This is a genomic window from Adhaeribacter sp. (assembly GCF_057359045.1).
Genome location: NZ_JBMQUD010000018.1, coordinates 1 through 13,903, shown reverse-complemented (window position 1 = coordinate 13,903; position 13,903 = coordinate 1). Strand labels below are relative to the sequence as shown.

General features: G+C 44.3%; 11 protein-coding genes. 5 read left to right on the top strand and 6 right to left on the bottom strand.

The annotated features are described in order from the left end of the window. Positions 1-540: 540 nt before the first annotated feature. From ACO1R6_RS03395 to ACO1R6_RS03385, 3 genes are all read left to right on the top strand, one after another. Positions 541-3,729 carry a SusC/RagA family TonB-linked outer membrane protein gene (locus ACO1R6_RS03395; RefSeq protein ID WP_486262190.1) on the top strand — a complete coding sequence of 1,063 codons (3,189 nt, stop codon included), beginning with the start codon at positions 541-543 and terminating at the stop codon, positions 3,727-3,729. A gap of 12 nt (positions 3,730-3,741) precedes the next feature. After that, positions 3,742-5,400 carry a RagB/SusD family nutrient uptake outer membrane protein gene (locus tag ACO1R6_RS03390; protein WP_486262188.1) on the top strand — a complete coding sequence of 553 codons (1,659 nt, stop codon included), beginning with the start codon at positions 3,742-3,744 and terminating at the stop codon, positions 5,398-5,400. 277 nt (positions 5,401-5,677) lie between these two features. Beyond that, entirely contained in the window at positions 5,678-6,112 is a 435-nt protein-coding gene (locus ACO1R6_RS03385) for a GNAT family N-acetyltransferase (RefSeq protein WP_486262186.1), read from the top strand. A gap of 177 nt (positions 6,113-6,289) precedes the next feature. On the opposite strand, the gene ACO1R6_RS03380 is transcribed toward ACO1R6_RS03385, so the two are convergent. Beyond that, a complete protein-coding gene (locus ACO1R6_RS03380) occupies positions 6,290-8,296 on the bottom strand; it encodes a tetratricopeptide repeat-containing sensor histidine kinase (protein ID WP_486262184.1) in 2,007 nt (668 codons plus the stop codon). Between the two features lie 385 nt (positions 8,297-8,681). Here ACO1R6_RS03380 and ACO1R6_RS03375 point away from each other — a divergent pair, with 385 nt between their 5' ends. After that, on the top strand, positions 8,682-9,326 hold the full coding sequence (locus tag ACO1R6_RS03375; protein ID WP_486262182.1) for a porin family protein: 645 nt from the start codon (positions 8,682-8,684) through the stop codon (positions 9,324-9,326). A gap of 125 nt (positions 9,327-9,451) precedes the next feature. Beyond that, on the top strand, positions 9,452-9,898 hold the full coding sequence (locus ACO1R6_RS03370) for a hypothetical protein (protein WP_486262180.1): 447 nt from the start codon (positions 9,452-9,454) through the stop codon (positions 9,896-9,898). Between the two features lie 185 nt (positions 9,899-10,083). On the opposite strand, the gene ACO1R6_RS03365 is transcribed toward ACO1R6_RS03370, so the two are convergent. The 5 genes from ACO1R6_RS03365 to ACO1R6_RS03345 form a co-directional block, all read right to left on the bottom strand. Next, entirely contained in the window at positions 10,084-10,548 is a 465-nt protein-coding gene (locus ACO1R6_RS03365; protein WP_486262178.1) for a DUF1697 domain-containing protein, read from the bottom strand. A 256-nt stretch (positions 10,549-10,804) separates the two neighbouring features. Continuing rightward, positions 10,805-11,695 carry a DUF5777 family beta-barrel protein gene (locus tag ACO1R6_RS03360; RefSeq protein WP_486262177.1) on the bottom strand — a complete coding sequence of 297 codons (891 nt, stop codon included), beginning with the start codon at positions 11,693-11,695 and terminating at the stop codon, positions 10,805-10,807. Positions 11,696-11,705: 10 nt separating this feature from the next. Further along, positions 11,706-12,284: a YceI family protein gene (locus tag ACO1R6_RS03355; RefSeq protein ID WP_486262175.1), complete on the bottom strand. Its 579-nt coding sequence runs from the start codon at positions 12,282-12,284 to the stop codon at positions 11,706-11,708. 22 nt (positions 12,285-12,306) lie between these two features. Further along, positions 12,307-12,693: a hypothetical protein gene (locus tag ACO1R6_RS03350; protein ID WP_486262174.1), complete on the bottom strand. Its 387-nt coding sequence runs from the start codon at positions 12,691-12,693 to the stop codon at positions 12,307-12,309. Positions 12,694-12,820: 127 nt separating this feature from the next. Further along, the coding region (locus ACO1R6_RS03345; RefSeq protein ID WP_486262173.1) for a hypothetical protein at positions 12,821-13,903 on the bottom strand (1,083 nt) is incomplete at its 5' end.

The following is a 13,903-nucleotide window of genomic DNA, read 5'->3' as shown; positions in this document are numbered from 1 at the left end:
ATTATTCTGGTTAAATTTAAAATAATTTGCAGTAATAAAATATTAAATCGGCTATCTATTTTTAACAAGCTGTAAAAATATAATAAACTGATTGCGTTGTACTTAGCAATAGTATTAAGTTTTGTTAAATCTTAAAAGGCTTGTGCGCTGTTACTTTAGAGCTGGCCAGTATGCCTAATTATCTATCGGGCACCGAGACTTATCGTATAGCCGTTCCTAATTCCTGTTCTGGGTTGGCGCAAATCTTTTAAAGCGCAGCAACAATATACCCAACAGCCGCCGGCAAATTTTCCATCAACTCTTATTAGCTAATAAATGTCCGTTTTTTACCCGCACTTACATTAGCATTTTCTAAATACTGTATCGATTGCGTTAAAGAAATTTACAAAGCTTTCAGCTTAATATTGTACAACTAGAAAATCTTTTGCAGTGCGTTGTTACTCTTAGCCTTTTGCCGTACATTTAAAATAAATAAAATAATTACTGGTATTATCCTATAAATATTTTATGTATCCACCCGAATAATTAAAACAATTTAAAATGATGAAAAAATTACATTATGCGCACTACTTGTGTACGGTCTTGCCCTTATTGGCAATGTTCCCGGATTTTGCGCAGGCCGAAAACATTACTTACCGGCCTTTAACGGCCAACAGGTCTCTGGTTGTTAATAATATTTTAGAAAGCAAGCCGGCAGTTGAGGTAACCGTGCAGGGCAAAGTAACCGACGAAAAGAACGAGTCTTTGCCCGGTGTAACTGTTCAGTTAAAAGGCACTACTACCGGTACTACTACTAACGTAGACGGCACTTATTCCTTAACCTTACCATCGGGTACGGCCACCCTGGTTTTTTCTTACGTTGGGTATACCGTGCAGGAAGTTGCCGTAAATAACCGCACCGTCATAAACGTATCGTTAAAAACCGATGCCAAAACACTGGAAGAAGTAGTAGTGGTGGGTTACGGTACGCAGAAAAAAGCCGATGTGATTGTAGCGGTGGCCAGTGTAGAAGGGGAAGCCATTGCCGAACGCGGCACCGTTAATCCTTTACAAGCCGTACAGGGCCAGGTAGCCGGGGTCGATATTTCGGCGGGTACGGGCCGGGCTGGCACCAATTATAGTATTCAAATTCGGGGGCAGAACTCCCTGGCGGGTGGCTCGCCTTTGTACGTGGTAGACGGTGTAATTGTACCGGATATTAATTTCCTGAACCCGCAGGATATTGCCAAAATGGATGTGCTAAAAGATGCGGCATCTACGGCCATTTACGGTTCGCGGGGTTCTAACGGGGTTGTTATTGTTACCACCAAGCAAGGCAATATGGTAAAAGGCGGCGCCACCATTTCTTACGATGGCTATACCGGTATCCGGCAAAACGTTAGAATGCCTGATTTTATGACCGGACCCCAATGGTGGGAATTCCGGCAAAACTCTTATATCGTGCCCGATCTGATTGCCGGTAATAACCCCACCGCTATACCCAGCGCCGGCTCTGATAACCCCGAAGTAGCCCGCCGCGTGGCCGAAAATGATTATACCGACTGGCGTAAACTGGTTATGCAAACCGGGGTCCAGAACAACCACTGGCTTACCATATCGGGTACCAGCAGCAACAACATGCAATACGTACTGGGGGCCGGCTATCAAAACGAAAAAGGCACCCTAATTAACGAATCTTTCGACCGTTTTAACTTTAAAGCCAGCGTAGACCACAAACTAAATGAACGCTGGGCGGCCGGGGCCAGCTTTAATTTTGCTATCTCAGAAATAGAGCGGGGCAGTAACCTGGCGGTTACCAATGCTTTTCGTATGTCGCCGTTGTTTAAGCCTTATGACGATGCCGGTAACCTGGTTTTTAGGCCGGGCCAGATACCCGTACCCGGCACCAGCAATGTTACCAGTATGACCAGTTCGGTAAACCCTTTGCTGGATAACGCCAACTCCGATAACAATACCCGGCGTTCTTTTGGGGTAGGTAATTTATACCTGCAATATTCGCCGGTTTCCTGGATAAATGTCCGGTCTACGTTTTCGCCCCGCATTACCTTTGAAAGAAACGGCCGCTATTGGGGTGCACAAACCGAAGACCGGGGCGGTTTGCAGCCAGCCGCCGAGTTGCGCAACCAGGAAGCTTTTTCGTATATAATGGATAACCTGGTAACCGTAAACAAAACGTTTAACAATCACAGCTTTACATTTACTGGTTTGCACAGCATACAGCAGGAGCGTTACGAAAGTAACTTTAGCCGGGTAACCAACCTGCCTTTTAATTCTTCTTTCTACAACCTGGGCACAGCCTCTACCCGCGAAAGAACCGAAAGTGATTTTAGCAAAATATCGCTTATTTCTTACATGGGCCGGATTAATTATGCCTTCCGCGACCGGTATTTGGTAACGTTGGCTACCCGCTGGGACGGTTCTTCTAAATTATCGCCGGGCAATAAATGGTCATCTTTCCCATCGGCAGCGGTGGCCTGGCGTTTATCCGAAGAAAACTTTATGAAAGGCTTTGATTTTCTCTCGGATTTAAAAGTACGGTTAAGCGCGGGTATTGCGGGTAATAACAATAACATTAATGCCTACGGTACCCAAATGAATTTAAGCAGCCCTACCTTCTACGATTTTGGCGGCACCCTGGCTTTGGGCTATACGCCTAACCGCTTACCTAACCCCAATTTAACCTGGGAGCGCACCCGCGAGTATGACTTAGGCTTAGACTATGCTTTTTTGCTGGGCCGGATTTCGGGGTCTATTGATGTGTATGATAAACTGTCACAGGGGGTAATTATGGACCGCGACGTGGCCGTAGAAAATGGCTGGACCTCGATTAAAGACAACGTGGGCTCAGTAAGCAACAAAGGGGTAGAATTATCTTTAAGAACCATAAACATATCAAACGATAATTTTACGTGGTCTACTACTTTTAACTTTGCCCGTAACAAAAATGCCATTGTAGAGCTCCTCGATAAAAAAGTAGATTTGCCCGGCAATGCCTGGTTCATTGGTCAGCCCATTAATGTAAACTATACGTACGTTAATGAAGGCGTTTGGCAGGAAAGCGAGAGAGACCAAGCCCTTTTGTACAAGCTACTACCGGGTCAGACCAAAGTAAAAGATCTAAACAACGACAAGATTATCAATAATGCTGACCGGGCTGTAATCGGGCAGCGTGACCCCAAATGGACCGGCGGTTTCTCTACTTCGGTAACTTTCCGGGGCTTTGATTTTTCGGCTTCTTTATTTGCCCGCCAGGGGCAGCAGGTATACAGTCCTTTCCACGCTGAATTTACTAACTTATCGGACCGCGGCCGCACCAAGTTAGCCATGGATTATTACATGCCGCAAAACAATATTACCCAGGCCCGTGCTTCTAATACCTACCCCATGCCCGGCCGCCCCGGCGATTACTGGGCTTTGGTGGGTTACTACAAAGATGCCTCTTTTGTAAAGGTGCAAAACATATCGTTGGGGTATAATTTACCCGCCGGCCTTTTACAACGGATTAAACTTAAAAATGTACGGATCTATACCAATGTTTTAAATCCGTTTGTCTTTACCAAATATACTGGCTTCGATCCGGAAAGCGCCAGCGGTATAGATGTAAGCAGCCCTGGTAGCGTAGCGCCGGTAAATAATGGGCCAACCGTAAACAACAGCCCTACCGGTTCCCTCAACAACACGGGTGTAAGCACAGTCACTTATCAGTTTGGGGTAAATCTGAAATTTTAATTTTAAGTATCGATGAAAAAATTTAATATATTAAGTTTAGTTTTTGTTTTCCTGCTCTCCGCTACGGGTTGTAAAGATTACCTGGAAGAAGACAACCGGTCTAACATGGAATCGGACCAGTATTATGCCACCAGCGAAGGCTACGAGAAATTGGTAAATGCCGCTTACGCTTCCTTGCGTACTGTATACAGCGAACCATGGATTTTTATGGCCGGTACCGATATGTACGTAGAAGGCCGGTCTACCCAACCCAAAGGCATTAGCGAGTACCGCGAATTAAACCCCGAAGAAGCGCCCGTCGAAAATTTTTACCGCAACGCCTATGCCGCCATTCAGGTTTGTAATTCGGCTTTGTATTTTAATGATAAAACTGCTAACACGGCTAACCTGCCCTTACGCAAAGGCGAAGTAAAGTTCTTGCGGGCTTATTACTACTTTTTACTCGTCCAGAATTTTGGCGGGGTATCGCTGGTTACGGAGCGCTTTACCGAACCTATGGGGCAATTCTCGCGCAATTCGGCCGAAGAAGTATATGCTTTTATTATCAGTGAAATGAACGAAGCCTTGAGCCTGGTACCGGAAAACGCGGCTGATTTTGGCCGGGTTTCCAAAAGAGCTATCCGGCATTATCTGGCCAAAGTGCACCTGACCCGGGGTTACGAATCGTTTGGTAGCCGCGAAGATTTTGTGCAAGCAGCGACCTTAGCCGATGCCGCCATTGCCGGCCAGGCCCTCACTTTATCGTTCGAAAACTTATTCTACCCCGGCAACGAAAGAAACGCCGAAATTTTGTTTTCTATTCAATACGATCCGGGCTCTATTCAGAATCCGCAAACCAATGGTAACAACCAGAACTACTGGTTCGGGCCGTATTTTGGCGGCCAGGGCGCCGCTCAGGGTTATCCCAATCGGGCTTACCGCCTGGTGCCAACCATGTACCTGTTCGATGTTTTTAACCAAAACGATGCCCGCTTCGATGCCACATTCATGATAGAATATTACACCCGCTATTATGATTACTACGATAAAAGTACCGAGCGGAATACCCTAAATGTCCGGTTCTACTACGCACCTAAATGGGCTTCCAGTCCGGCCGATATTGAGGCCTGGCGGGCGGCTAATCCTACCCGGCGGAACGGGGCCCAGGTAATTCCTTATTCGGCGGCCTGGGAAGCGTCTAACAGCACCGCGCTGGATAATGCCACCCCGGCCATTAAAAAGTTCGACGACCCCAGATCGGTATTTGGCGAAAGCTCCAGTACCCGCGATATTTTCTTGGCCCGTTTAGGCGAAACTTACTTATTGGCAGCCGAAGCTCATTTTAAATTAGGAGATAATGCTACGGCCGCTCAACGCATAAACGAGGTAAGAAGAAGAGCCGCTAAAACCGGTACCCAAATGGCCATTACGGCCGGCGACGTAAATATTAACTTCATTCTGGACGAAAGAGCCCGCGAACTGGCCGGCGAATACCACCGTTGGTTCGATTTAAAACGGACCGGCACCCTGGTAGAAAGAACCCGTTTGTACAACCGCGATATTAGAAACTGGTTTAACCGGGGCATAGATCCGTTTCAGGGAACCGGCGGAGCACTCAAAATTTTAAGACCTATACCGGCGCGCGCCTTGCTGCTAAACGAGGGCACCTTTGAACAAAACCCCGGCTACTAAACGGGCAATAGTAATTTAGCTTAAAGTTTAACAAATTTTATTTGGAGTAGCGTTGTTGCCTGGCAGCAGCGCTACTTTTTTATTACCAAGGAGTAGGAGCCAGGCTCTTTATACCTTTCTGAAGCTTGGGCATGCATCAGAAACCTTAAAATAAATACCGGATTTTAAATAATTAGGCGCTATTTTGTGGCGCGTAAAACCCCAGAACACTTTATCTGCACAAAACCTTGCGTAAAGTAAGCCCTATAAGCTTATTAAAATAAAAGAACAAACGCCTATGCTATTCCGGGAAGCCACTCTTAAAGACATACCCCAAATGCACACGGTACGGTTATCGGTACACGAAAACAAGTTGTCGGACCCGGATAGGATAAAGCCCGCCGACTACCAACAGTTATTAGAAGGCCGCGGCAAAGGCTGGGTATGCGAGCTAGACGATGCCATTGTGGGCTTTGCCATGGTAGATTTAGCAGAAGCAAAAGTATGGGCGCTATTTATGCACCCCAATCACGAAGGGCAATTTATTGGCCGGATGTTACACGACATGATGATAACCTGGTGCTTTGCGCGCGCCATTCCCAAACTTACCCTTACTACTGCGCCTGATACCCGCGCCGAGAAGTTCTATACCAAAGCGGGTTGGGTAAAAACCGGCGTAGCTGCCAACGGCGAAGTAATATTTGAGCTTACCAATAACCTGGAAGTAGATTAGTAATTTTCCAAATTAAAAATTAGAAATTATGAATTTAGGGTTATAAGGGTCCTTTAGGTTTTTGCGCCTTCATTTAGTTCTTAGAAGGCTCATCATCAAATGAAACAAAATTGGCCTAATTGATAATAACTTCTAATTTCTATTCTGGAAGAGCACTAGCTAAGTAAAGCCACCTTACTAAGCTACAGCTAAAGTCGGCACCTTAGGCAACCTGGCCACGACATCAGTAGCTTTAGGCAGCTCAATAAAGAAAGTACTGCCTTCGCCTTCTTCGCTTTTAACCAATATTTTGCCTTGCAGGCTTTCCACAAATTCTTTGCACAACATCAGGCCCAAACCAGTACCTTTTTCGCTGGCTGTACCCAAAGTAGTAAAGCGCTCTTCGGTAAATAATTTCAATAAATGCCGCGGCGAAATACCCCGGCCATTATCGGTTACCGCAATGGTTATTTTATCTTCGGTTTCGGGCAAAAGGTGCAATTTTACCTCGCCACCGTCAAATGTAAATTTAATAGCGTTCATGAGCAGGTTACGCAAAACAAAATTCAGCCGCTCTTTATCGGCCATGGCCAACGTACCGGGCTCAATGGCGTTTACTAACCTAATATTTTTCTGCTCAGCTTTAGAAGCTGCCAGTTGAATATTCTCTTCTGTTAACACCTGTAAATCAACCGGCTGCATAACAATATTGGTTTCGTTTAACTGCGCCTTAGACCAAACCAAAAGGTTGTTTAGCATATTCATCGATACATCTACATCTTTGCTGAGCAGCTTAAATATTGGCTGCACTTCATCGGCCGACATAGGATGGCTTTGCACCAAATCGAGCACGCCTTTTATAGAACCAAACGGCGCTCTTAAATCGTGGGAAATAATAGAGAAAACTTTGTTTTTAAAGCTATTATGCTGCTCAAGCTGTTGGTTTTGCGATTTTAATTGCCCTGCCTGCACCGATAATTCGTTTTTTTGGCGGCTAATTTCCAGATGCTGGTTTTGTAAAAGCTTATTTGCTTTTTGCAGCTTAGCCGAAGCATATTTTAAGTGCAGCCGGCTGCGGTAAAGCAGCAACACCAATACCAACATAACCACCACCACCGCTACGCCAAAAGCCAAAGTAGTGCGCTGTTGGTTAATCTCTACGGTCTGGCGGGCTTTTTCTATCCGCAAGTTTTTATTTTCGAGTTCTTTCTTTTCGGTTTCGTAGCGGGTAGCCAGTTCGGCGGCTACTTTCTTCTGACTTTCCAGCCCCAGTAACTTATCATACTCCACAAAAATGGTTAAATATTTAAAGGCCTTCTCATAGTTTTTACCGGCGGCATATATTTCTTGCAGAAGCTGGGCCGAAGAAGCAATCTTTTTATTAGATTTTCCAATTACCGCCTCATCGTAGCTTTGGTGGGCATATTTAAGGGCATTTTTAGAGTCGCCGCTAGCTTGGTAAATTTGGGCAACGCTTTTGAGCGTACCACTTTTGCTGTTTTTATGACCAATTTCGTCGGCTATGCGCAACGATTTAAATAAATAAGACAGGCCCCGCTCTGGTTGGGGCAGGTACAGGTGCACATTGCCAATATTATGCAAACTTATAATCCAGTTACGTTTATTGCCTAGTTGTTCCTGCAATTTGGCCGCTTTGGTAAAATGCTCCAGGGCCTGTATATATTGGCCTTTATCTTCGTAAATATTGCCTATGTTATTGTAAAGCCGGGCCAGGGCCAGTTGGTCTTTTGTTTTTTGGGCCAGTTTTAAAGCTTTGTTATAAAAAGAAACCGACCGCTCCGGATCTTTTATTTTGTGGTACATGGTACCTAAATTGGTGTAGGCTGTAATAATAGTAGTGGTATCGGCAATTTTTTCGCCTATGTTCAGAGCCTCTAAGTGGCATACCAGGGCTTTGTCAAAATCGCCTTGTACTAAATGCGCATACCCAATCAGGTTTACGGCCTTAGCCCGTGTAAGGGGTAAGCTAGTTTTTTTGCATAATTCGTAGGCTATTTGGGCATGTTCTAAGCCTTTGTTCGTATCAGATAAATAATATTCCCTGCTTAAAGCACAATGTAACTCTATAATGGCCGAGTCGGTGCGGGCTTTGGTTAATTCAATGGTTAAGCTATCGGTTAGTTTGGTTTGTGCGTATGTTGCATTAGCCGTAAACACCAACAATAAAAATAAAATTTTTCTCATATTAACCTAATAAGCAAGTTGTGTTATTTGCATCTACCACCAGGGTTAACCGCCCAGCCATGTTTTGGAATAGCAATTTAAAGATATTTTTTTATTACTTATCAATCTTTTACCGAAATAATAAAATATAATTTTTACCTGCCACAAAATTTTAAATATTGTATAATATCAATTTGACATCTTTAAAGCCTGGCGTAATATATTTACATATTTCCGGCATCTAAACTCCTTGGGGCAACAAATAGTTATCTTACTTCATTTAAATACGCCCATTCTATTTTCTGATTTTATACAACTCCAAAATGGCCAATTAATAAATTCATCGTTTTTATAAAATAATATAGGTTATCCCGAGTTTATTTTATAAACCAATTAAGCCTAAACTATGAAAAGAATCTTTGCGTTCCTTGTAACGGCTTTTTTAATAAGCCAGCCGGGTTTTAGCCAGAACTTATGGGGTATTAAAGCAGGGCCCAGTATTACCAATATCACCCGCCAGGGTTATCCAGATGGGGAAAATAGTAAAGCCGGCAACAGAATTGGCTATCAGTTGGGAGCCTTTGTGCAACGGGATATTGGCGAAAAAATGTTTATGCGCACCGAGTTGGCTTATGCTGTAAAAGGTTATACTTCTACGGAGAGTAGCTCTGGTACAAAGGGTAAAACAGGTTATAATTATATTAATTTACCGCTGCTACTGGGTTATAAAATAAATCCAAAACTAGCGGCTTTTCTGGGCCCGGAAATTAGTGCCTTAGGGAATGTATATGCAAGTTCCCGCAGCAATAAACAACGAACCAGAATGAATAATACAGTTGATTATGAAAAGCTGGATGTAGGTGCTACGGCGGGGGTGTTGTACCATTTAACCGCCAAAATAAGTCTTGATTTGCGGTATGCTTACGGGTTTAGCAAAATATTAATTATGGATTTTACCGATGAAAACGGACATAATGTTGGTCAGGCAAGTGAGAAAAATAACAAAGCGCTGCAGTTAAGCATTAATTACTTTTTCCGGGACAGAACTTAATCTAAACACCGGTTAGCGGTTTGTATAGGTGCAGGAACCTTAACCGGTCGGGGTTTGTCCTGTTTATAGGCATAACTGCCAATAATTTTATTAGCAGCGAACAACCCTATTTAACGGAGTTTAAGATGAAAAATAAAGCGTTATTTGACAGAACCGTAAAAATTTTAGTAAATGCTTACCTGAACAATACCTTGGTACATAATAATTGCTGTGCCTGTGCTGTAGGCAATATTATTGCGGCCAATATGCAAATTACCTACGACCCGTATTTAAAATGGACAGGCAGGCAGTTGGCTTGGTCTAAGGTTTTTGTAACCATGCCTTTTAAGAGCGAGCAAACCCAACGGCCCTGGGCCTATAATGGCAGCGCCAAAGAACAGATAGACGCCACAGGTTATACTTGGCAGGAATTGGCTATAGTTGAAAAAGCGTTTGAAAGTATTCCTAAAAATACCAGTGCCGATGAGCGGATGTTTAATGGTTTAATGGCCGTGGTAGAAGCCCTCGGCGCTATACACGACCTGGACGAAGAAACAAAACAGGAAACCAAAGCACTATTTGTGAAAGCGTAAGGAATAGCACTCTAATTTTAGACTGACTGAAAAATCCGGCAAGGCAAAGGCGCTAAACCTAAGCATGGCCGGATTTTTTATTTCCGTATAATGCTAAACTACTTGGGCGTAAGCTTGCATGAGCCGGTACAGCTCGTTTACGGTACGCCAGTTGCGGGTAGTGGCCGTTACTTTTAACTTTCGCTCTAAAAAATTATTAGAAAGCTTGGTGTTGCCGTAACCAGGTGGGCAATACAAGAATATTTCTTTCCCTGCACTACAAATTTATCGGGTTCATAGGAAGTTGGCTCTAATTTATTAACCAGTTCAGGCGCGGGCACCTGGTCCAGAAAAGTTACGAGCATTTTCTCTTTTTCTATTTGCGCGTTACCGGCCCACGGATTCTGGTTAAGCAGGATCTCTAATTCGGCTTGAGTCCTGGTAATTACCGGTACCTCAAAATTATACCGCGCATAAATTTGGGCTGCAATTAAATGGGGCAGTTCTTCTAAAGGCGTATGCTGGTTCTCGAAAATAATATTCCCGCTCTGGATATAAGTAGTTACCTGCTTAAAGCGCATTTCTTCGAACATAGTCCTGACATCTGCCATCTGAATCTTTTTCTGCCCGCTTACATTAATGCCGCGCAACATTGCCAATACCGCTGCCATAGATTTTTGCTTGTATGTCTAGCTAAAGCTTAACAAAATAAGTATCTGGCTTGGTGTGGTAAAAATATAAACTCCCCGGTAAATCTGGTTAGCCACTATTAGCACCAGGCATTAAAAATTTATTAGGCTCCGGATAATCGGGCTCTATTTGGCCGAGGTGGGCATATTATAATGAATAAAAAAGCCTGTTGTTTCCAACAGGCTGGGGGGAAGCATTGTTAAGACGGCCGCATAGAACGCATAGAATATTTAGAATTTATTTTTTATCCCGGGCCAAATCGAAAACCCGCGAAATATTAAATCCAAAGTAAATACCACCATCGCGCCAGCGGTTTTGCGTTTCGGTAATAAAAAATTTTTCTATCATACCCTGGGCATTGGTTACATGCAATTGAAAAACGTGGCCGCCAGTCTCAATATCAAAACCAAGCGAAAAAGAATTTACATAATCATCGGCGGTAGCGCCGGGCAGCAGGTAAAAATATTCGGCGTTAAACGTGGTGCGTTTGGTTAATTTATACCGGCCGCCCAATCCTACGGCATACACGTCGTTCTGGTCGCGGGTATCGCTTACCAGATTGCGGTGTACCAGCGTAGGCGCTAGTTGTAAAGATAAATGCTGGTTAAACTTACGGGCCAGCAATAATTGGTACGTGTATACCAGCCGCGACGAGAATAAATTATCGCGTTCAGAATCGGCAAATTTTAAGGTTTCTAAAGCGGTACTGGCAAAAGCCGTTGCCGTGACGGGCGCGCTCCAGGAACCTTCTTTTTGCCGCAGCAACTGGTATTTTAAGTAACCGTCGTAGGTTTTGCGCAAAGAGCTGCGCCCCGCACCCACCGATAAGCGGTTGGTAAGTCCGTATTCGAGCGCCAACCGGATGGTGGCCTGGTCTAACCCAAAAAAGTTGTAAGCCCCGCTATTGAGCGTACCAAACCGGTGCGATATTAAAAACAAAAGTTCTTTGGCCGGAATAGTTTGTACGGAGTGCCCGTTTATAATACGCGTGGCTTTAAAAGTAGCCGTGGCAAAAGAGGTACCAGCGCTGTCGGCTTCGGCCAGCGCCAGCAAATCGTCTTGCGCCGATACCTTTTTGGCAAACAGGAAACAGGAGGAAAGTAAAACAAAGAGGAATATCTTTTTCATACGTTTTAGCTTAAGGTACTTTGGCTGCGGTTTCGGTATAAGGCGCGTAAAGCAGGTTTACTTTAACCTGAATAATTTTAGCAATGTGGTTGCGTACCAGCAAGGGTATTTCAATGGCGTAATCTTCGGGCTTTACTTCAAACACCGACTTGGCCCCAATTTTACCGCCTTTAACTTCTAAAGTACCATCGGCGGTAATGGGTTTGGTAACGCCGTGGATGGTAAGCTGGCCGGCTACTTTTACTTTGTACACGCCATCCTGCTGTAGATTTACCGCTTTTATATTTTCGATATTTCCTTTAAATGTACTTTTGGGAAATTTATGCGACTCGATATAATTTTCGTTAAAATGCTCTTGCATTAAGGCTTTTTTAAATTCAAAAGCTTTCATAGGCACCGAGAAAACCAGCTCGCCGGTATTTACATCCAGGAAAGAAGAAACCTGTTTGTTGTGGGCTTCAATGTTTTCGATTATTTCTTCCGAAAAGAAAGAAATATTGCCGTTGCGGGTAAAATAGCGGCTTTGTGCCTGGCCGGTAAACCCTACCAGCAGCAAGCAAAAAAACAGGACTCCTAATTTCTCTTTCATAGCCAACGGTTTTGGTTAATCCTTAATTATTCAGGGTTCCCCCTTCTATCCATTTTTTAATTTTAGCTAAATCGCAGGCCGGTAATTTATTTCCGCCTTTGGGCATGGGTGGGTGGCCAGGTTCGTGATTAATGACGGCAAGTAAATTTCGGTTGGCCTGGGTTCTAACCCCTTCAAAGGTATCCAGTACCACTGAGCCAGACGGGAAGCTGCTGCTATGGCAACTGTAGCAATTTTGTTGCAAAATAGGCTTTATATGAGCCAAATAAGTAACCTGATCGGTGTTGCAGATTGCATCTTCTGCACCGTATAATTCTTCTTCGTTGTTATACGTACAGCCTGCCAGCAGCAATACCAGGCAAAACACGCCGGCAGTTAATACACGTTTGGGTTTAAAATAAAGCTTCATGTTCAGGCAATTTGGTCTTCTATCAGATTAAGTTCCGGACTTTTGGCAACACGGGACGCTTCCTTTTTTCTCCGGATAATTATTAGGCACTTACATTTACTTTGCTCCGAAACGGCTAATCTTTTATTTACCGGGGGTAGCGGTAACTCAGCGAAAAGAAAACACCCGCACTGGCCAGCTTAATTTTACCGGCTCCCACACCGGCCAAAGGCACTTTCACGAACGGTTCGGCCCCTATTAATACACTACGCGAGAGCTGCCGGGCATACCCCACCGACAAGTTGCTGATGCTAAAAAGGTGCTTGTTCTGGTTTTTTACCTGCCAGTAACTGGTGTAGCCCTTGTTGCCACCGTAACCATAATATTCATAAGTATATTTTTCGGTCCGCATCAGGTAACTAGATACGCCGGCGTTAACGGTTAAACTGTTGCGGCCCTGTTGCCAAACCTGGTAGCCAATATTTACCGGAATATCCAATACCTGGCAAACGGCTTCAATATCGTCAGGTTCGTGGCGGCCGTACCAGAAATTGGGCTTACCATAATCGGTGGGCAAGGCTTTGTAAACCTTACGGGCCCGAATTACCCCCGACGAAAATAGCCATTTACCCCAGAAGTTGTAGGCAATTATTAATCCGGCATTGGTACTGATTCCGCCCAGATTTTTAAAACCTACAGCCGTTAAATCAGGAGCAGCCAGCACGCTAAAAGTAATTCGGCCGACTTTAAAGTCAGGTTTCTCTTTATTCTTTTGCGTACTGTCGGCCGGCAATTTCTTTGCGGCTACTTGGCTACTATCGGGTATAATATTAGGCAAAGAATTTACCTGGTTACCGGTCATTGCATCGGGCAATGGTGCAGTCACCGAATCGGACTGTTGGGCAGTAGCGTAAGGTTTTGCCGTAATTAAATTATTAGCCTTATTAGCAGCCGAATCAGGTTTAATATTTACCTGACCAATAAAACCGCTTTGGTTGGTAGTGTCGGCCTCTACTGCGGTTTTTAAGTTTTTCTTTTTGGCCGGTGTAAACGCCATACTTTGCCCCATATTTTTATAAGCATTTACCTCAGGCGTATTTACCTCTGACCCGGGTTTGCGGGTAATTGGTTTGGCCTGGGTGCCAGCGCTTATCGCACCAACCCTGCTACTGGCAATTTTGGGTGTAGTATTACCCGCTGGGTTGGTACTGGCCCCAGCAGGTGTAGCAGC

Coding starts and splice junctions, on each gene's coding strand:
- ACO1R6_RS03395 (WP_486262190.1), top strand. CDS start 541: ATGATGAAAAAATTACATTATGCGCACTACTTGTGTACGGTCTTGCCC.
- ACO1R6_RS03390 (WP_486262188.1), top strand. CDS start 3,742: ATGAAAAAATTTAATATATTAAGTTTAGTTTTTGTTTTCCTGCTCTCC.
- ACO1R6_RS03385 (WP_486262186.1), top strand. CDS start 5,678: ATGCTATTCCGGGAAGCCACTCTTAAAGACATACCCCAAATGCACACG.
- ACO1R6_RS03380 (WP_486262184.1), bottom strand. CDS start 8,296: ATGAGAAAAATTTTATTTTTATTGTTGGTGTTTACGGCTAATGCAACA.
- ACO1R6_RS03375 (WP_486262182.1), top strand. CDS start 8,682: ATGAAAAGAATCTTTGCGTTCCTTGTAACGGCTTTTTTAATAAGCCAG.
- ACO1R6_RS03370 (WP_486262180.1), top strand. CDS start 9,452: ATGAAAAATAAAGCGTTATTTGACAGAACCGTAAAAATTTTAGTAAAT.
- ACO1R6_RS03365 (WP_486262178.1), bottom strand. CDS start 10,548: ATGGCAGCGGTATTGGCAATGTTGCGCGGCATTAATGTAAGCGGGCAG.
- ACO1R6_RS03360 (WP_486262177.1), bottom strand. CDS start 11,695: ATGAAAAAGATATTCCTCTTTGTTTTACTTTCCTCCTGTTTCCTGTTT.
- ACO1R6_RS03355 (WP_486262175.1), bottom strand. CDS start 12,284: ATGAAAGAGAAATTAGGAGTCCTGTTTTTTTGCTTGCTGCTGGTAGGG.
- ACO1R6_RS03350 (WP_486262174.1), bottom strand. CDS start 12,693: ATGAAGCTTTATTTTAAACCCAAACGTGTATTAACTGCCGGCGTGTTT.